The organism is Pedobacter sp. CG_S7, assembly GCF_040544395.1.
In the GTDB taxonomy this organism is placed as follows: domain Bacteria; phylum Bacteroidota; class Bacteroidia; order Sphingobacteriales; family Sphingobacteriaceae; genus Pedobacter.
On sequence record NZ_JBEONS010000022.1, the window covers coordinates 1 to 19011 of the forward strand.

Below are 19011 nucleotides of genomic sequence, written 5' to 3' on the forward strand. Positions count from 1 at the left end.
CGTTCTATTACCGACACCTGCAAGAAAAATGAGCAGGCCATCTTAAATGCTTTCTTGACTATTGCTTCATCATAGAGGTACCTGAGTAGTTACAATGAATTAAATAATATTTTCTTTAAAAGAAAACAATATGATAAAAATAATTACTATTAACCAAAAAGAAGAATGGATTGCTTATGTTGCAAAATCAAAAAAATATGACTTTTATCATTCCTGGACATACCATGCTATTGAGAAGATAGGATCAGCTTTATTATTTGTTTTCGAAGAAAATGGTGATTTTATTGCACTTCCATTATTTAAACGTAAGATTCCTGATACAGAATATTATGATTTGTGTTCTGCTTATGGTTACGTTGGTCCAATTTCAAATAATGAATTTGAAGATTTGAATGAACAATTTATCAATCATTTTAAAGAATCTTTACTTGATTTTTTGAAAGAAGAAAAAATAATTTCCATATTTTGTAGGTTACATCCGTTTATTAACCAAAATATATTACTTCAAAAATTTGGGGGAATATGTGCTAATGGAAAAGTTATAGTTTTAGATCTGAGCACGCCTATTATAGTTCAAAGGGCTAAATATCCAAAAGTTTATAGTAAGATTAAGCAGCTGAAACGTTTAGGCTATTATTTAAAAGAGGCAAATTCTTTAGAAGACATTAAAATATTCATCACTATTTACGAAGAAAATATGATACGCCTGAATGCAGATGATTCCTATTTCTTTACCGAAGAATATTGTATTAAACTCCTTCATTCAAAAGAATATGAAGCAAAGTTATATTTTGTTTATAATGAGAATGGAAATCCGATATGTGGGACTATTATTGTATTTACTAATCAAATTATACAAGGTCATTTATTAGCTACAAGAGAAGAATTCAAATCCGTATCACCCGCCAAACTATTAGTTGATGAGATAAGCGTGATTGGACGCAATAAAGGAATGAAATATTACAACCTTGGGGGGGGACTTGGCTATAAGGAGGATTCATTATATAACTGGAAAATAAAATTCTCTAATTTAACATTTGATCACAAATCCTGGAGGTATATTGTAAATCCAAAAGCTTATCACTTTATTTTAAATCAATTCGCGATTGATCCTTCCTCAAACATTGATTTTTTTCCTCTATATCGTAGTATTTTCAAAGCGGTATAACTTCCTTCTTCAAATTATATTTATACATCTTACTATTTCCTTTTCAGGTTGAATAGAAAATAAACATAAATCCAGGATCTTAACTCTTATTATAAATAATATGCATAATGGTGAAGTCATAGAGTTAGCAGTTCGACGTGATAATATAAGTATCAGTGAACTCTCTAGAAAATTAAAGGTTAGTAGAAAATCAATATATAATTGGTTTAAAAAAGAAAACCTTAGTCTTGAAATTATTAATAAAATTGGTGATATTCTCAATCATGACTTCATGAAAGATTTGCCAGAAAAGTATGGGCAATTAAATATTGAATTAAATAAACTTAAAAATGAAAAAGAATCAATTGTAAATTTTGACCCCAATTTAGCTCATTATTGGAAAACAAAATATATAAACCTTCTTGAAAACTACACTAATTTATTAATTAAGTGCAGGTCTTAGAATATCTTTATTATAAATAAAAAACGATAATTAATTATTATGTTTTTGTTCTTTTATTTTTCTAATTTTAAGTCATATTGGATGTTATACTCACCGCTTGTTATCACATTTACATAAAGACATGAAGGTTAAAAAGTTGAATAATAATTGTACGATTACCTCGAATAATCAAAATAGAATGCTAAATAGTCAGTTGCAGATGGTTCTTGTTATGATAGATGTTGATTTGAATTGTTTAATTATATCCAAAAATTGAATATTAATAGCTATTTATTGAGCACTAATAGGTTTACATATATAATAAAATTATATATTTTTAATTATGTAACCCATTTATTTATTGTATAATAAATTAGATAAAAAAAATTAATTTTTTTTATTATTACATTAATATCCATTAAGAATTAAAAAAGGTTTTAATTGGTTTGAATTTGAATGATCATATTATGAAATTAAATGCTGGAGAGATAGTTGAACATGCAGTTCGACGTCAAAATGTAAACATTAGTGAATTATCAAGAAGAATGAAGGTTAATAGAAGAACCTTATATAATTGGTTTCAACAAAAGAGTTTAAATGCTGATGTAATTTGTGGAATTGGAGAAGTCATAAACTATGATTTCTCCAAAGACTTCAATGAAGAATTAGAAACCAACAAATTAAAAAGCAAAGAAAGAGTACTAAATGCTAAAATAAATAAAGAATATGGATCTCAGGAATCCGTATATTATTGGATGGAAAAATACATATCCCTACTTGAAGATTACAAAAAATTATTGCAAAAATCATCATATGAATCTAATTATGAAAATATCAATCGTAAACAAAACGACTGATAAATCTTACTTATTAAAGATATCATTTTTTAGAATATTTCATCTCTATGTCATCTTTGAAACGCTTAGCTTTATCTATGAATTCAGGAGCCTTATGTTTAATATCATCAATAATAGATTTTCCATTAATGTTTTTTTTTGTAGCAAATTTAAAGGCGCCATATACTGCTGCGCCTATTAATGCCGTTTTAAATAATCCCATATAATTAGTGTTTTAGTTATTTAAAAAACACCATACTGATAAAAAAGTTTAAACTAATTTATTTTTCAAGGCTAACTTGTTGTAATAGTGTAATAGTATAGGATAAAAACACATAATTAAGTTATAGCTTCTAAACCAAACTTTTTGAGCATTTTAACATGTGATCTCAAGGCACCTATAAGTGTTGGGTTTTCGATATAAGGGATATTATGTTCCTGAGCAGTTTGTTTAATTATCCGACCAATGTTTTCATAATGGATATGACATACTTTTGGAAAAAGATGATGCTCTATCTGACGATTCAAACCACCTAAGAAGAAGGCTGCAAATTTGTTATGTGTTGCAAAGTTTGCTGTTGTTCTCATTTGATGCTCAGCCCAAGCCTCTTCAATATGGCCTCTTGAATCTGGAACTGGAAATTCCGTACCCTCTACAACATGCGCTAACTGAAATACTAATCCCATTGTTAATCCCTGTACAAAATGTAAGGCTAAAAAACCAATAATAAACTGCCAAAAGGTTATATCCAGAAAAATTAAAGGTGCAACAATAAAAAGCAAATAATATATGCCTTTATTAAAAAAAAGATTAAAATATTCTTTTTTAGGGTGTTTTGTCTTATGTTCCCCAATTTTAGGTTGAAAGAATTTTTTAAAATCCTTTCTAAATACCCATGAAATAGATGCAAGACAATAAAGAGGAAAAGCATACCAGTGTTGGTAACGCTGTAAACTATTTATTGGTTCATCATTAGATATTCTAATTAATCCAGGAGCAATCTCAATATCTTCATCGTGCCCAGGGATATTAGTGAAAGTATGGTGAACAATGTTATGCGTTATGCTCCACACATAAGGATTAGCCCCAACTAGGTTAAATATAAAGCTGAAAAATTTATTTACTTTTTGATTGGCAGAAAATGCCCCATGTATTGCATCATGACAAATATTAAAGCCTACAAATGCACTTGTCATTCCCAGTAAACAAGCTAGCAGAAACATAATCCAAATATTGAACAGATTAGCTAAGATCAGGGTGTACAAAATACAAAATGCACTTAGAAAAATAACCGCCTTAATCCACATCGAATCATTTGCAAAACGAGAAATATTTCCTTCTTTGAAATAGGCATCAACTCTTGATCGAGTAGTCGCAAGAAAAAGTGATTTAGATGTGTTGTTAAATTTTAGTTTTATAGTCATTAGATTTAAAGGCGGAACTTTTTCACAATCCAAAGACCTCTAGAAATTCTGGTTTTGCTGCTAAGTATGATTGTATGTTTAATTTTCGTATATATTTAAAATAGTGTTCGAATCAAAGTACACCCATTTAATTTATTAAAGTTAACAATAAACAAGCCAAATTTTATAAACTTTAAATATCTTTAATTCAACAGATAGGATATAACAACGCCCATAATAGCTGATGAGGTGAAACTTACTAGTGTTCCTACTAAAACATATTCCGTTTTTAACTGTGTGTTTGTTTCCTTTTCGCTAAATCTTAAAATAGATTTAGCTGTCATTAAGAATCCAATTGCAGTGTATTGATGTAGCAACATAAAAGTTAATATTAAAACTCTTTCGCAAATACCTATCCATTTACCGGCACTCGCCAATCCTAACCCTTGTTCTTCCTCTTGCAAATCCACTTGCTGTTCAGCCCCCTCTATCTTCCCCTCCATGCTCGCTTTATATAATTTATTAAATTGGACTTTCTCTTGCTCCTTTGCAATTTGATTTCTCCACTTTTGAGTTCCTTTACCGATCATGATGCCCAAGGGCCAGGTAACAAAAAGGTATGCAACCATAATTAACCAAAAATCTGTTTTAACCAATTGATCAGAAAGTAGAATAAGCCAATCACTCCATCTATTATCTATTGTTAACCAGATTATAATAATAACTAGAACATGTAGAAATTGATCAATAATAAAATTCCTGAAGCTATCTTGAAGGTGCGTTTTTAATAAATCAATACAGTAATGTGTGATAAAGATGGTCATCGGAATAAACCAATTCATATAATAACCGGAAAAAACGTAGGCCATAATTGCAGTAAGGGTAACGTGCATCAAAAACTTTACAGATTTAATTTTTTTTAAGGCTTTATCATCGACCCAATCTTTAGGTTGCAAAATAAAGTCGGTCAACAAATGTGCAATCAGAAGCCGAAGTAATAAGTTTATTTCCATTATTTTTCTTGTGCTAATTCTGAAATATAATTTAAAGCAATTTCGATCTCCTTCCAGTTAGATAATTTTATCCTACTGTTCACTGAAGGTTGAGATAGTGACAGCTCATTAGCAATTTCCTGTTGCGTTTTTCCTTCCACATGCAGAAGAATCACTTCCGCTTGTGCCAAAGTCCATTCTTTAATTAATTTATTAACAAAATTAAGGATGACCTGAATCGCTTTGTTTTCTGACTCATCGTTGGTCTTAATCGCCAATAATTCGCCACTTTTCATTTGATCGAAACTCCGGCCTGAAAGGTGAAAAGCTTCTCCATCCGAGCTCAGTACATTTTTCCCCCGATAGGAAACTTCCCCAATTCCGATAGAAATCTTTGTTCCCAAATAAATTTTATTAACCTGATCTGAACGAAGTTTAAACCAGCAAATTAATTGTATACTTCTGTACAAAGCCTCCTTAACATCTTCAAATAAAACTTGGAAACTATCGCCACGGTATATTTCAGCATCCACACTTTTTTTTATCCAACTTTTGAGTAATATTTCAGAATCTTCAATAAGAGATTGTCTTTTTGCTGGTGCCAACATTGTGAAATTAATAATATCACCAGTAATTACCGCATATATTTTCATCAGATATAATTTGTTTTTCAAATTTGATGAAGCTATCATGAGCAAAATTTAATGCTATTCCTAGGTATTTGCTCATGATGGTTTCATTAAAATGATTTTTCTTCTCTAAATATAGATTAAATAATCTATAATCTATATTTATATAATTTTTGTTGAATAATAACCATTTAGAGTATATATGTTATATAATTGTATATACAAACCCGTTGGGTGAAATTAAGTGATTTGAATTTTAATATTATTTATAGATCTATCAAATATAAACTTGAATTTGGAGGCTAATATCTGTCTAATTTTGTTTGTAAACCCGAACAAATTTCTTCAACGTTTATTATATTGACTTCGTTCAATCGAATAAGGTAAATCCACACGATTGATTTGTCTGAATAATGAATTTTCACTGTCTATTGACATATATTCAGATGTAAAACTTAAAGAAACAACCTCTAAATCAGATATTTTTGGTTTTTTTCCTGATTTATTTATAGGGTGATCCATTTCTAAAGAATTTAAAATTTCTAGTATTTTGATGTAATTTTTTATTGAATTTATCATGAATGTTGGGCTTGTTTAGTGATGTTAAGATAATTAATTTCAGTATCTTAACCAATATTTATGTCTATTTATTCTATTTTTACATTTCACCCAACGGGTTATATAAAAGTATTTTTGAATAAATAAAACAGCATTTTCTAAATATTGTTTTGATGTATAATACCTATGCAATAACGTAGAGCAGTATTTTCGCAAAAATGCTTGTTATATAATTATAGTAATAAATATAAGCTTCATCAACTTTAAAACAAATTACACCAATAAAAACCATTTTATTTTTTGGTGATAGCCACACTGCAGGCTATGGTCTTATGATGTGTTTTTAGAATTCCTACCAGCGCGAATTCAAAGAAAAATTAATGCAAATAATTTACCTTTTAAGGTTATCAATATAGGGTTAAGCGGAGAACCATCGGCAGTAGAGCTTGAACGGGTTGATTTATATATAGATCAGCATTTTGATTTGTTTGTTTTGGAGTTAGGAGCTAATGACATTCTAAAAGATATCCCATCTGAAATTACACAAAGGAATCTTCAAGCCCTTATCGATAAAGTTAAGGCAAATTATCCAAGTATCACAATGTTATTTCTTGGCATTAAAATCACATTCTGTTTGGCTGAGGCTAGAACAATTCCATTTAACTTTGTATTTAAAAAATAACAAAAAATAATGATATGGAATTAGTTCCTTTCTTATTGGAAGGCTAGGCTTGAGTTTCACACTTAAATGTGAATGATGTCTTTCATCCATCTGCAAAAGGTTATCAGGTTATAGCCCATAACATTTGGCCTCAATTAAAACAATTAATCTACTGACTTCTGAAAGTATCTGATGCAAAAAATGAAGATCAAGAAAAAAAATTAGTATAAATTATTGTCTTTTTTTTACTCCCATAATACTAATAAGACTTGTCAGCAAGCAACCAGTCAAAATAAATAGTGCTAATAACTAGTTTCAAAACCTATCCATGTAATCATATTCAAAATTCATACGATGCAAAAATTGCAAAAAAACTAAATAACAGGGTTATAAAACCAATGGTGTCCTAAACGTTTTAGAAATATGTAAAAGTAGGTGATTGAATTGAAACAGGGGTTATTTTATGATTATTTAGAAAAGAATCCCCTGTATGCAGAGATTTGGCTTCACTTTTGGCGGTTCATCAAATGGTTTATCAAGCCATTCCTGCAGGTTTATTTTAACAAATATGTTAAGCCTTATAAAAGCGACCAGGTTTGAGAGGTGCCACTTATATTTAGCCATAGCCTTGAACGCTTTTAAGATAAGTATGGTAATCAGAGCGGTCCATATTTGTATCATCACGGCATTTTCAGTAGTTCCCACAAATGATTTAATATGCAGGTTCTGCTTAATTTCCCGAAAGAAAATCTCAATTTGCTATCTGCTTTTATAAAGTTCGCTAATGGTATTGGCTGTCCATGTCATTTGATTGGTGATGAGTTCTATGGTTTGCTGGTTCTTCTCATCCCAGATGGCTACCCTTCTGAGCCTGTTACCATATTTCTTCTTAGAAGCAGGGGTTTTAAGTTCAATTAACTCATCCATGATGATGTTCTGGTGCCTGTTTTCCGGCAATAGGTTTTCTTTCAGGGATTCGTACTGAAGGTTTTCTTTATGTCTGATCACAAAATACACACCCTTGCTGTCCCAGACATTCAGCAGATAAAAATCATTGTAAAAACGGTCCGCTACAATGACGCTTACTTTATGAAGAGGCACCTGATAGGCTCCTTTATTATCGGCTGTTTTAGCCATCTGTTATATTCACGTAAGCTGGCAGGTTACCATCGTAATACAATAAGGTATGCATTTAATAGCTCCTTTGGCTGTTTTGTATTTAGCCCAATCAAATAGGGACAGGCATAAACTGATCGTGGTCGAATCCAGCAAAAAGATTTTGGACTTGATCCTGAACTTTACCTGCTTAAAGCCAGCCTGCTGTCCCAGACTTTGCAACAAGCAGAAATAATAGTCTTTAAATAGGTTATGGTCCCTATGCTTATTCTGATAGCTGACACTGGATTTTGACGGGCCTTTTTGCACGCCCATATGATTTAAATTACCTGTAGCTGAACGGAGTCCATTACTGATGTCACGTACCGATTGACTTTTTGCGAATTAGCAGAACAAAATGGAAACCAAATGCGTCCAGCTGTTATAACCTTATTGTGCTTGTCTGTTCCTTTGCTTAAAGAAAGTTTATTGAACTTCGAACGGTCCAACTTTGAAATAATTTGTGAAAACAACGTTATATTTACTATCGAGAAAGGGGTCGGTTTTTTTTGCACCTCAAAGGTAAACTTTGAGTTAAAAAACCCCCTTTCTTTTTTCAACGTTTAGGACGCCATTGTTATAAAACTTAATTGTTAGTGGTTGCTGTGAATAAAATTTCCGATATTGGTAATGTAAACCCAAATATTATGGAAAGAATAAACAAAAATAATGTCATTGCTGAAGTTATAGCACTTCAAAAGGCGCTTACTAAAGCAGACTTAAAAGTAAAAGAGTTAAATGAAATGATCGCTATGGCCGAACAGCAAATCAAAATAAATAAAATCAAAAAATATCCGGGCAGTTTACCTTCCTGATTAAACTAGTATTTTAATAAGAAATTAATAGTTCGTTTAGATCAGTAAAAATTTTCACCAAACCAATTGATATTAAAACGAGGTATGGTGTATTTTAATCTATATGTTCCTGTTTAGAAATCCTTGGTAGGTCGTGGTAAGTCCAACTTACCACGACCTACCAACTACATGGAGACGATCACCCCATCATAATCTCTATTCATGATGCAGAAACTATCAGGCAAGCAAGATTAAATTCGAATACTTCTATATTAAAAAAAGATGTAGATGATGTAGCAAAATACTGGTTGCTGGATTTTATCCAGATTGCTAGTGATGGCAGTCATACCATTGGCAAGGCTAAAATAGTTGAAGATTGGAAATCTATGTTTTTCCAAAGCAGTCCGGTTTTTGAATGCTTACCTAATGAAATTATATTCAATCGAAGCGGATATGACGCTTGGGAGCAGAGCACATGGTCATTTAAAGAGGAGGCATTCCATAAGAATTATACAACTATGTGGCGAAAAATAAAAGGACAATGGTTTACACAATGTGAATTGTATGTAAAACTCCATTAGTTTGCAAGAAAAAGATTGAATTCTCTTGTAAGTAAATTTTTTATTTATAAAAATAATAAAATACAATAAGTTAAAAATTATCAACTTATAAATCAAAATAATATCTTTATACTTAATGATAAAAATGTTGAATGAGAATATTATTTATAGCGCCACGCTTTCATACAAATCAAGCCTCACTAGTAAATAAATTATTAGAGGAAGGTCATCAGTTGGACTTTTTTGTACTAGGTAAAGGAAACAGTGAGGATTACACGGCAATTAAGCCTAAAGTTATTCCCATTTCTATTATTACCCGGAAATACATTCAATATTTTAAAAAGAAATTAGATATTGTTGAATTTCAACAATTCGCTATTCCAAAACTTTTTCAATATTATGCTATGATTAGAAAGTTCCACCCTGATGTGATAGTGATTAGGGGTGGGCCAGAACCTGTTTATGCTTGGTTTCTATTTCCCTTCCTTTTTTCTAAAACTAAATTGGTTTATTATACACAAACACCTAAGTTGGTAGTTAAAGGAAGTCTTTTGCGAAAAACTTATGACTATTTACTCTCCAATAGATATAAAATTAAATGGTATACCCCGGTATTACATACATCAAATAATACTGAAAAATTAACTGACTTAACTTATATGGAATATTTGCCGTTTTTTATTTATCCGAAAACTGTAGAAATTATTGATAATTCGGCAAATAATACTGTTCATTTCCTGTGTGTTGCTAAATATGAGCCCAGAAAAAACTTAAGTATGCTGATTGATGTAGTCATTAAATTGCATCAAAAACATAAAAACTTTAGATTAACCATAATAGGGAGTACAGGGACTGATAAAAGGGAGGGGATTTATAAAAATATTAAATCAAAAATTGACGGAAATAAATTACAAAATTTCATTAAGTTATTAAAAAATATTCCACATCCTAAAATGGAAGAATATTACCAGAAGCACCACGTTTTTTTAATGCCCAGTATTCAAGAACCAGCTTCTGTTTCACAATTAGAAGCAATGGCCAATGGCTTGGCGGTAATTTGCTCAATAGATAATGGTACTGCACATTATATCAAAGATAAAAAAAACGGCTTTTTAATCGAGGCAACACCAAAAAAACTTGAACAAGCCATGGAAAAATATCTATTACAACCAAGCCTAATAATGAAACACCGGCAGGCAAGTTTGGATTTAGTAAAAACAGATTTTTGTATCGATAAAAATTACGATAAATTCTTGGAAATTATCCAGTCACCTTAGGCTATTAAATATAGCATAATCACTTTAAAAAGCGATTTGATAATCTTAATTTCATTAAATTATCTAATAATATAATGAATTTCAAATAAAAACCAGCAATTATTACTTAATTTGGAATATGTATTTAAGTAATTTCTATGTTACCATCAAAATAATAGTGTAAAATGATTTCTGAACCTCAGAACGATAAATTACTTTTAATCGCATTGAAGTCTGGAGATCAACTTGCGTTTGAAACATTGTACAATAATTACAAAGGCATACTTTATGTATATGCTTATAAAAAGCTTCATGACAGAGAACAGGTTAAAGACATTATTCATGAAATTTTTCTCAGTATTTGGGAAAGAAGGAGAACACTTTCGATAAGAGACGGTTTTGCTAACTATTTATATCATGCCGTTAGGTATAAAGTTATTGATATAATCGAATCAAAATACACAGTAGAAAAATATAAAAACTTCCAGTCTTTTTTAGACAACAAAACAATACCTACAGATTACTTAGTTAGGGAACGGATATTTGCATCAATTATCAATAGAGAAATCGAAAGCTTCCCTCCTAAAATGAGGGAGGTATTTAAACTCAGTCGCATAGAAAACCTTAGCCATAGCGAAATAGCAGAAAAACTGGGCCTTTCTACTCAAAGCGTCAGAAGCCATATAAAAAACGCTTTACGCATCTTACGTGTAAAAATCAACACTTACGCTCCTTTTTTATTCTGGCTATTTATTTAAAAATAATTTCAGTTCCTTACCCCCCTAGGCTTTACTTGGCCGACTATTGTAGTATTAAGGAATTAATATATGGCAATTTCAAATTTCGATGCAAAAAAAATAATCAATAAATATAAAGCTGGGACCTGTACCGCAGAAGAAAAACTACTTGTAGAACTTTGGTATGGGGAGCTACCAGAATTTAATATTGATTTAGATACAGAACTTGTTGAAACTGACCTTAAAGGTGTTTGGCAGAGTTTGAAATCAGATATAAATCCCCATAAACATTTCCTATTTGCAGATTTTCTCATTAAAGCGGCAGCCATATTTTTGGGGGCTATGCTGCTATTGGGTGGTTCATTTTATTTCTTAGGTAAACCTAAAAATGCTATAGTTCATTATGTTAAATCGCAGATCAAACCAGGTGGGAATAAAGCTACCCTTACCCTTGCTGATGGCAAAACCATATTTTTAGATAAGGTAACCAAAGGTCCACTTTTTAGCGAAAAAAGTATTAAAATCACGAAAACTGGTGATGGACAAATTGAATATAGTTATAACTATGCTCAGAAAAATGCAAATACCAACAAAGGAAATCATCGTATTTCAACTCCAGTTGGGGGTCAGTACCAGGTAACATTACCTGATGGATCCAATGCTTGGCTAAATGCTGCTTCATCAATTACTTATCCTATAAATTTCGAAAATAAGGAACGCATTGTTGCTATTACAGGAGAAGTCTATTTTGAAATTGCAAAGAATAAGTCTAAACCATTTAAAGTAACAGTTAATGATATGACTGTTAAAGTGTTGGGTACGCATTTTAATATTGCAGCATACCAGGATGACCCAATAATTTCCACCACTTTATTTGAAGGTGCTGTTGAAATAAAAACGGCAAAAGACGTAATGAGGTTAAAACCCAGACAAATGGCTAAATGGAATAAAGGCGAGGAGAAAATTAAACAAATGCCTGCAGATTTGGAACAAGCATTAGCATGGAAAAACGGATACTTTGCATTTAATGACGAGAATATAAAAAGCATTATGCTCAAGTTGTCACGCTGGTATGATTTTGAAGTCGTCTATCAGGGTAATATTGCTGCGTTGAACTTTAGTGCCAAAATATCCCGGAGAAGCAACATTACCGAAGTTTTGGAAATATTTCAATCAACAGGAACGATAAAATTTAAAATCAAGGGAAGGAGGATCATCATTACTCCATAAAAAGATAAAAATAAAACATATATGGAAACCTATTTAATCTCAACACTTTAAAATTTATTTCTTTAGAATATTCGATTACTATTGAAAAATTAAACTGAACTTAAATAAGCTTAAAGGTTGCTACTGACTATTCAATAAGAGCGACATAAGAAAGAAGCCGTAATAAGTCTAGTGCTTAAAATAAAAATCAACCGAAGCTTTATAAACTTTTAAAACATATATATACCAATGAAAATAGAACTAAAAAAGGAACCACTATTTTTTAAGCCGTTAATGATATGGATGCTGTCACTATTTCTTTTAATTTCTACACATTGTGCAGCCAGTTCCGCACAAAAAATTACACTCAAAGAAAAGAATACCCCACTTAAAGAAGTACTTAAGAATATTAGACAACAATGTAATTATGAATTTGCATTCAATTCTGAAATCTTGAATAATGCCAACCCCGTAAATGTAGAATTAAAAAATGTATCTCTTAATGAAGCACTTACCAAAATTTTCAAAGTTCAACCATTAACTTTTATAATTAAAAATAATACCGTTGTGATCAAAAAGTTACCTAAAATTTTGAGTAAGGTTATTAAAGAAAAGACCATTGCACAGGAAATAATAACCGGACACGTAAAAGATTTGAAGGGCACACCTTTGCCAGGTGTTAACGTCATGATTAAAGGCACCTCAGTAGGTACGGTAACTGACGAGTTAGGTAACTACAAGCTAAATATTACACAAAGCTCTGTCGCACTTGTATTTAGTTATGTGGGTTACAACCGTCAGGAAGCTGAAATTGCGAATAGAAAAACCGTTGATATCATCTTAATAGAAGAAGCTTCTTCTTTAAATGAAGTGGTTGTAGTTGGTTATGGTACACAAAAGAAGTTAAACCTAACCGGCGCAGTTTCAACAGTTGATTTCACAAAAGAATTGGATAACAGGCCAATTACTAATGCTTCTCAAGCACTCTCTGGAAAAGTATCTGGGGTATGGGTTAGCCAAAATTCAGGTTCACCTGGAAGTGATGGCTCCACGTTAAGAGTTAGAGGCTTTGGAACATTAAACGATGCTAATCCCTTAATATTAATTGATGGTGTAGAAGGGAATTTAAATGAGTTGAACCCAAACGACATTGCTTCTATGACCGTACTTAAAGATGCTGCATCTTCAGCTATATACGGTTCTAGAGCAGCAAATGGAGTAGTATTAGTTACCACAAAAAAAGGAAGCTACAATGCTGCACCTCAATTAGCTTACAACGGCTATTACGGCTTACAAAAACTTGGACGTCGTTTCAATATTGTGGAAAATAGTGCTGAATTTATGACTATATGGAATAAAGCCATTCAGAATAATGGTGGTGATCCACTCTTTCCTCAAGAAGTAATCAATGGTTTTCAAACAGGCGGAGATCCTTTTATTTATCCGAATACGAACTTTTTTGATGAAGTTTTTACCGTAGCACCAATCCAGGAACATAACGTTTCGATAAAAGGCGGGTCAGAAAAAAGCAATCATTATTTATCCTTCAATTATATGAATCAGGATGGAATAATAAAAGAAACCCAATCACAGCGTTTTGGATTAAATTTAAACTTAAATTCTAAAATAACAAACTGGCTGGAAGTAGGAGGGGTAGTTCAGGCAACTAGAAAAGTTACCGAAAGACCTTATGATGATATCAATAGAATCATGTACCTGATGTCGAATGGTGGATATCCATTTACAGCCCCCTATACTACTGATGGAAATTTTGGTGCAACCCAAGCTATGTACCTCAGTGGAATTAATAAAGGGCAGCCAATTGTAGATACCAGAAACCCTTTGCCAGATATGTATAATGGGCTAACTCAATATGCAAATAACTTTATTAAAGGTAGTTTGAATGCAACGATTAAGTTCAGTAAAGACCTATCTTTTAAAACTTTATATTCTGGTCAATTTAACAACAACAGGATAGATCGTTATAATGAAATGAATTTTGCTTATACCAACACAGGTATAAAGACAAGTGTTCTCGATTATCCATCAACTATTAATAATTCCAGAAATAATACAGAGCGTTTTTACTGGGCCTTTTTCAATACATTAAATTACAATAAAACAATTAACAAGGCACACAACATCACAGCAATACTCGGTACACAAGTGGAGGAGGACCAAACAAAAACCATGCTTAGTCAGCGTTCAGGACCACCAAAAGAGGGCTTGCATGAAGTAGATGCAGGAACATTTAATGCAATTGCAAATGGAAATACCACAAGCTGGCGTATGGAATCTTATTTCGGCCGATTGAATTATAATTTTAATGAAAAATATCTATTTGAAGCTAATTTAAGAGCCGACGGTTCTTCGAGGTTTAATTCAGGAAATCGCTGGGGTATTTTTCCAGCCTTTTCTGTTGGGTGGCGAATAAGTGAAGAGTCTTTCATGAAAAATGTACAGGTAATTCAAAATCTAAAACTCAGGGCATCATGGGGCCGTTTAGGTAACCAGAACATCAATGGTATTGCCGGTGATTACCCGTATATACAATCCATTACGCAAGATTACGGTACCAGTTATAATTTTGGAGGGTCTCTGGTTCCCGGTGCGGCAATTACAAATTTAGTTGATCGCAACATTTCATGGGAGACCACTGAAAGTACCGATATAGGTTTAGACTTTAATATGTTTGATGGTAAATTGAGTGTTGAGTCCGATTATTTCACCAAAAAAACAGCGGATATCCTGGTAAGGTTACCAATTTCCCAAATTTTGGGTGGTGTGGGTGCACCAGTTGAGAACGTAGGTGAAATGATGAACAAAGGTATAGAAGTAGCAACTACCTACCAGTCGAGAAATGGAGATAATACTTTAAATTATAGAATTGGTGCAAACCTTACTTATATAACCAATCAGGTTACAAAATTTAGAGGTGGCCAATCACCAGATCAATTGTACTTAATTAGAGAAGGTTATTCTTACCAGTCGCTTTATGGTTTCAAATCAATTGGTGTTTTTCAAACAAATGAAGAAGCAAAGGGCTATATGGTAAACAATGGTTATACACCTACAGCAGGAAATTTAAAATATGAAGATGTGAATGGTGACGGCAAATTAAACTATCTGGATAAACAATCCTTGGGAAATACTATTCCAAAGTTCATCTTTGGTTTGAATCTAGGTTTCAGCTTTAAAAACTGGACACTAGATATAGTAACTTCTGGTGCAGCTGGTGTAAATGCTTTTACAAAAAGCAGTTGGACACAGCCATTAGGAATATCTGGTGGTGTAATTACAGAACGTTGGAAGGATGCCTGGACTCCAGAAAACCAAAGCAACACTTTACCTCTCATCAAAATCAATGATACATGGAACAGGTATGACTCCTCTTTTTGGGTGTCCAATCTTTCCTATTTTAAAATCAAAAATGTACAGTTAAGTTATGCACTCCCAAAAAATTTGATGAGTAAATTAAAAATGGGTAGCGCAAGTGTATATGCTAATTTCCAGAACCTGCCAGCTGTTGTTTTTGGCGACTATGAAGGCTTCGACCCAGAGCGAAATACATTTGACAGTGGCGGCAGTCTATATCCTACACCATTTATAAGCTCGTTAGGCATTAATTTACAATTTTAAAAAGGAAAAAATGAAACATATTTTAAGTTTAATATTAGGTGTTGTCGTTCTGTTTTTTGCCTCTTGCAGTAAGGACTTTCTGGAGGTAAAACCTGAAGATAGAATAACAGAAGAAAATTTTTGGAAAAGTCAGGACGATACTTATCTGGCACTATATGGTATTTATAATACCTTGCAAAAACCCAAAGTTTATGGCTATGGCGGTGGCTTGGATGCCGCAACACCCAATGCTTTCCAGTGGGCACATTGGGAAGGAATGGAAATGCAAGTAGGTAACGGTTCCATTCAGGCAGGTGATGCTGGAATTGTAATTGATAGATGGAGGGATTGTTATAAAGGCATCAACCGAGCTAATTATTTTTTAGATAACGTTGAGAAGGTACAGATGGATGATGCTTTAAAAATGACAATGAAAGGGGAGGCTTATTTTTTGAGAGGGGTATTTTATGCGCTTTTGGCAGATAGTTATGGTGGTGTACCCATTATCACTAAAACAATTACTGTAGAAGAATCAAGAAATTTAGAACGCTCAACGGCTACAGAAACCTGGGCGCAGGTGCACATGGATTATGATAAAGCAGAAGAACTGTTACCTATTACTGCGCCCCTAATGGGAAGGGCTACTAAAGGTGCTGTTTATGGAATGAAAATGCGTTCCTATTTATACCAGAAAAACTGGGAAAAAGTTATTGAATACGCTAATAAGGTTATTGGTATGGGAATTTACGACTTGTTTCCAAGTTACCATGGACTGTTCCAGGTGGCTAACGAAAACAATAAGGAAGTTTTATTTGACGTGCAATTTATGAGTGGACCTTTCTCTCAAGGAAGCATATTCGATCGCTATTGGCAGCCTCAAAACTTGAAGTATGGCATTATTGGTTCTAACTCTGTCGTTCCTATTCAAAATCTAGTGGATGCTTATGAAACATTAGATGGAACACCTTTAGATCCAAATCATCCGTATGACAATAGAGATCCAAGGCTAGATTTCACTGTTTTGAGGCCAGGAGCATACTTCCAGGGACAATTATACCCCGATGAAATTAAAAATCATACAGGACAGAAAGTTGGCTTTGCAATAAGGAAATACACTATTGAAGATCAACAAGTTATAGCTTCCCAGTCACCATTAAACTTTATCGTATTAAGATTTGCTGATGTATTGTTAACTAAAGCAGAAGCACTGATAGAAGGACCTAACAAAAATATTACAGAGGCGATCAATTTGATAAATAAAGTTAGAAACGGAAGAAATGACGTTAAGCTTCCAGATTTAGCTTCAGGCTTATCATTATTGCAGGCAAGAGAAAAATTAAGGAAAGAACGGAGAGTAGAGTTCGCAATGGAAGGCTTGTATTGGAGTGACATAAGACGCTGGGAAATCGGCATGGAAATTTATCCAATAGCTGTTAAAGGCCGAAATGGAGAATTGGTAGATACAAAATTTGCAAATGGATACAGCCTGAATAAAAACCAGTTGTTACCAATTCCAGATAGTGAAATTTCTTTAAATCCTAAACTAAAACAAAATCCAGGGTATTAATTTGCATTAAAGTTGGCTTATCAAACAACCTTCACAATTATAGCGGCCTATAAAAGCTTTCCAATTTAATGACGGTAAATTTCCTAAAGTTACTAACTTTAAAAATCAAAATATAAAACACATTAATCCACTAATTATAAATGAAACCAAATCAACCAAACCAAAGAAGAGAATTTATAAAAAAAACTGCTATTGGACTGGCAGCATTTACCATCGTTCCTAGATATGTATTAGGGGGGGCAGGTTTTATTGCTCCAAGCGATAAACTGACCAAAGCCGTAATTGGCGTAGGCGGAATGGGAAGAAACCATTTCCCTTATGATGGCACACAGGTTGTCGCCATTTGTGATGTAGACAAGAGACACATTGCCAAGTCATTACCTATGCTAGATAAAGGAGTGAAAACCTTTAGTGATTATCGGGAATTGATAAAATTACCTGAAGTAGATATAGTACATATTGCGACACCACCACACTGGCATGGAATTATGGCTGTTGATGCTGCCAATGCTGGTAAAGACATTTGGTGTGAAAAACCAATGACCCACACCATTGGAGAAGGTAAAAGAGTGATGGAGGCGGTACAACAGCATGGCAGCATATTTAGATTGAATACCTGGTTCCGTTTTAAAGATAATTTCTATGGAATGGGTACTCCCGTTCAGCCGATTAAAAAACTTGTAGATAGCGGCTTATTGGGTTGGCCATTAAAAGTTACCGTAAGTAAGCATACTGGTTTCGACTGGAAATTTTATTGGGTTGGTAAAGATAATTTACCCGTAGAGCCAGTTCCTTCAGAATTAGATTATGATGCATGGCTTGGTCCGGCACCTTTTAAACCTTATAGTACACACAGAGTACATCAAACCTTCAGGGGTTACTGGGATTATGATGGTGGTGGATTGAGTGACATGGGACAGCATTATTTAGACCCCATTCAATACTTTTTAGGTAAAGATGATACCAGTCCAGTTTCAGTTGAAATTGATGCACCACAACAACATACTGATGCCGTTGGAACATGGAGAAGGATTACTTTTACCTATGCAGATGGTTGTCAGATCATTTTAGACGGTGAGGGTAAAGATACTAATGTACCTTATATAGCAGGCACCAAGGGTAAACTTTATCCAGGATTTAAATCTGACATTCCTGATTTAGAACGTAAATTAGCTGCCTTTCCAGAGCCGGCTCCACAAATGACAGACTTTAATTTTGCTGTTAAAAACAGGAAACAATTTGCTTTAAATGAACAGAATGGTCACCGTTCCTGCACATTAATTAATATAGGATTAACTGCCTTAAGATTGGGTCGTTCATTAAAATTCGACCCAATTAAACAGGAATTTATTGATGATGAAGCCGCTAACAGGCTGATCAATCCGGTAATGAGAGCACCTTATATACTTTCATAACCACATATATATAATTCTGCAGAAACCTTTA

General features: G+C 32.9%; 17 protein-coding genes and 1 pseudogene. 12 read left to right on the top strand and 6 right to left on the bottom strand.

Annotated elements, in window-relative coordinates; all coding sequences use genetic code 11:
* Positions 1-130 precede the first annotated feature (130 nt).
* The 3 genes from AAKU52_RS12015 to AAKU52_RS12025 all read left to right on the top strand — a co-directional run bounded on the left by AAKU52_RS12015 (position 131) and on the right by AAKU52_RS12025 (position 2446).
* Positions 131-1168, top strand: coding sequence for a GNAT family N-acetyltransferase (locus tag AAKU52_RS12015; RefSeq protein ID WP_354333745.1), 1038 nt, complete (start codon positions 131-133; stop codon positions 1166-1168).
* A 100-nt stretch (positions 1169-1268) separates the two neighbouring features.
* Positions 1269-1610 carry a helix-turn-helix domain-containing protein gene (locus AAKU52_RS12020; protein ID WP_354333747.1) on the top strand — a complete coding sequence of 114 codons (342 nt, stop codon included), beginning with the start codon at positions 1269-1271 and terminating at the stop codon, positions 1608-1610.
* Between the two features lie 446 nt (positions 1611-2056).
* Entirely contained in the window at positions 2057-2446 is a 390-nt protein-coding gene (locus tag AAKU52_RS12025) for a hypothetical protein (protein WP_354333749.1), read from the top strand.
* 22 nt (positions 2447-2468) lie between these two features.
* On the opposite strand, the gene AAKU52_RS12030 is transcribed toward AAKU52_RS12025, so the two are convergent.
* The 5 genes from AAKU52_RS12030 to AAKU52_RS12050 all read right to left on the bottom strand — a co-directional run bounded on the left by AAKU52_RS12030 (position 2469) and on the right by AAKU52_RS12050 (position 6029).
* On the bottom strand, positions 2469-2648 hold the full coding sequence (locus tag AAKU52_RS12030; protein WP_354333751.1) for a YtxH domain-containing protein: 180 nt from the start codon (positions 2646-2648) through the stop codon (positions 2469-2471).
* Positions 2649-2764: 116 nt separating this feature from the next.
* The gene (locus tag AAKU52_RS12035; RefSeq protein ID WP_354333753.1) at positions 2765-3850 is read right to left on the bottom strand and encodes a fatty acid desaturase family protein; all 1086 of its coding nucleotides are present in this window, start codon (positions 3848-3850) and stop codon (positions 2765-2767) included.
* 182 nt (positions 3851-4032) lie between these two features.
* Complete coding sequence (locus AAKU52_RS12040; protein WP_354333755.1) at positions 4033-4842, bottom strand: DUF3307 domain-containing protein; 810 nt, start codon at positions 4840-4842, stop codon at positions 4033-4035.
* Positions 4842-5474, bottom strand: a complete 633-nt coding sequence (locus tag AAKU52_RS12045) for a hypothetical protein (RefSeq protein ID WP_354333757.1) — start codon at positions 5472-5474, stop codon at positions 4842-4844. Before AAKU52_RS12045 ends, AAKU52_RS12040 begins: the two co-directional genes overlap by 1 nt.
* 321 nt (positions 5475-5795) lie before the next feature.
* On the bottom strand, positions 5796-6029 hold the full coding sequence (locus tag AAKU52_RS12050; protein ID WP_354333759.1) for a hypothetical protein: 234 nt from the start codon (positions 6027-6029) through the stop codon (positions 5796-5798).
* A gap of 316 nt (positions 6030-6345) precedes the next feature.
* On the opposite strand from AAKU52_RS12050, the gene AAKU52_RS12055 reads away from it, so the two are divergent.
* Positions 6346-6690 (top strand): GDSL-type esterase/lipase family protein, encoded by a 345-nt coding sequence (locus AAKU52_RS12055; RefSeq protein ID WP_354333761.1) that lies wholly within the window; start codon positions 6346-6348, stop codon positions 6688-6690.
* Positions 6691-7140: 450 nt separating this feature from the next.
* Here the strand turns inward: AAKU52_RS12055 and AAKU52_RS12060 are convergent.
* Positions 7141-8312, bottom strand: a pseudogene (locus tag AAKU52_RS12060) (IS4 family transposase).
* A gap of 159 nt (positions 8313-8471) precedes the next feature.
* Between AAKU52_RS12060 and AAKU52_RS12065 the strand changes: the two are divergent.
* The 8 genes from AAKU52_RS12065 to AAKU52_RS12100 all read left to right on the top strand — a co-directional run bounded on the left by AAKU52_RS12065 (position 8472) and on the right by AAKU52_RS12100 (position 18980).
* Complete coding sequence (locus AAKU52_RS12065) at positions 8472-8639, top strand: hypothetical protein (protein WP_354333763.1); 168 nt, start codon at positions 8472-8474, stop codon at positions 8637-8639.
* A gap of 287 nt (positions 8640-8926) precedes the next feature.
* Complete coding sequence (locus tag AAKU52_RS12070; RefSeq protein ID WP_354333765.1) at positions 8927-9199, top strand: hypothetical protein; 273 nt, start codon at positions 8927-8929, stop codon at positions 9197-9199.
* Between the two features lie 131 nt (positions 9200-9330).
* Entirely contained in the window at positions 9331-10455 is a 1125-nt protein-coding gene (locus AAKU52_RS12075) for a glycosyltransferase family 4 protein (protein ID WP_354333767.1), read from the top strand.
* Positions 10456-10619: 164 nt separating this feature from the next.
* Positions 10620-11192, top strand: coding sequence for an RNA polymerase sigma factor (locus AAKU52_RS12080; RefSeq protein ID WP_354333769.1), 573 nt, complete (start codon positions 10620-10622; stop codon positions 11190-11192).
* Positions 11193-11261: 69 nt separating this feature from the next.
* Positions 11262-12401, top strand: a complete 1140-nt coding sequence (locus tag AAKU52_RS12085) for a FecR family protein (RefSeq protein ID WP_354333771.1) — start codon at positions 11262-11264, stop codon at positions 12399-12401.
* Between the two features lie 228 nt (positions 12402-12629).
* The gene (locus AAKU52_RS12090) at positions 12630-16019 is read left to right on the top strand and encodes a TonB-dependent receptor (protein ID WP_354333773.1); all 3390 of its coding nucleotides are present in this window, start codon (positions 12630-12632) and stop codon (positions 16017-16019) included.
* A gap of 10 nt (positions 16020-16029) precedes the next feature.
* Complete coding sequence (locus AAKU52_RS12095; protein ID WP_354333776.1) at positions 16030-17565, top strand: RagB/SusD family nutrient uptake outer membrane protein; 1536 nt, start codon at positions 16030-16032, stop codon at positions 17563-17565.
* A gap of 140 nt (positions 17566-17705) precedes the next feature.
* A complete protein-coding gene (locus AAKU52_RS12100) occupies positions 17706-18980 on the top strand; it encodes a Gfo/Idh/MocA family oxidoreductase (protein WP_354333778.1) in 1275 nt (424 codons plus the stop codon).
* Positions 18981-19011: the final 31 nt, after the last annotated feature.

What these genes read in the sequence shown, in the direction of transcription:
- AAKU52_RS12015 (WP_354333745.1), top strand. Translation starts at nt 131, where the DNA reads ATGATAAAAATAATTACTATTAACCAAAAAGAAGAATGGATTGCTTAT.
- AAKU52_RS12020 (WP_354333747.1), top strand. Translation starts at nt 1,269, where the DNA reads ATGCATAATGGTGAAGTCATAGAGTTAGCAGTTCGACGTGATAATATA.
- AAKU52_RS12025 (WP_354333749.1), top strand. Translation starts at nt 2,057, where the DNA reads ATGAAATTAAATGCTGGAGAGATAGTTGAACATGCAGTTCGACGTCAA.
- AAKU52_RS12030 (WP_354333751.1), bottom strand. Translation starts at nt 2,648, where the DNA reads ATGGGATTATTTAAAACGGCATTAATAGGCGCAGCAGTATATGGCGCC.
- AAKU52_RS12035 (WP_354333753.1), bottom strand. Translation starts at nt 3,850, where the DNA reads ATGACTATAAAACTAAAATTTAACAACACATCTAAATCACTTTTTCTT.
- AAKU52_RS12040 (WP_354333755.1), bottom strand. Translation starts at nt 4,842, where the DNA reads ATGGAAATAAACTTATTACTTCGGCTTCTGATTGCACATTTGTTGACC.
- AAKU52_RS12045 (WP_354333757.1), bottom strand. Translation starts at nt 5,474, where the DNA reads ATGAAAATATATGCGGTAATTACTGGTGATATTATTAATTTCACAATG.
- AAKU52_RS12050 (WP_354333759.1), bottom strand. Translation starts at nt 6,029, where the DNA reads ATGATAAATTCAATAAAAAATTACATCAAAATACTAGAAATTTTAAAT.
- AAKU52_RS12065 (WP_354333763.1), top strand. Translation starts at nt 8,472, where the DNA reads ATGGAAAGAATAAACAAAAATAATGTCATTGCTGAAGTTATAGCACTT.
- AAKU52_RS12075 (WP_354333767.1), top strand. Translation starts at nt 9,331, where the DNA reads ATGAGAATATTATTTATAGCGCCACGCTTTCATACAAATCAAGCCTCA.
- AAKU52_RS12080 (WP_354333769.1), top strand. Translation starts at nt 10,620, where the DNA reads ATGATTTCTGAACCTCAGAACGATAAATTACTTTTAATCGCATTGAAG.
- AAKU52_RS12085 (WP_354333771.1), top strand. Translation starts at nt 11,262, where the DNA reads ATGGCAATTTCAAATTTCGATGCAAAAAAAATAATCAATAAATATAAA.
- AAKU52_RS12090 (WP_354333773.1), top strand. Translation starts at nt 12,630, where the DNA reads ATGAAAATAGAACTAAAAAAGGAACCACTATTTTTTAAGCCGTTAATG.
- AAKU52_RS12095 (WP_354333776.1), top strand. Translation starts at nt 16,030, where the DNA reads ATGAAACATATTTTAAGTTTAATATTAGGTGTTGTCGTTCTGTTTTTT.
- AAKU52_RS12100 (WP_354333778.1), top strand. Translation starts at nt 17,706, where the DNA reads ATGAAACCAAATCAACCAAACCAAAGAAGAGAATTTATAAAAAAAACT.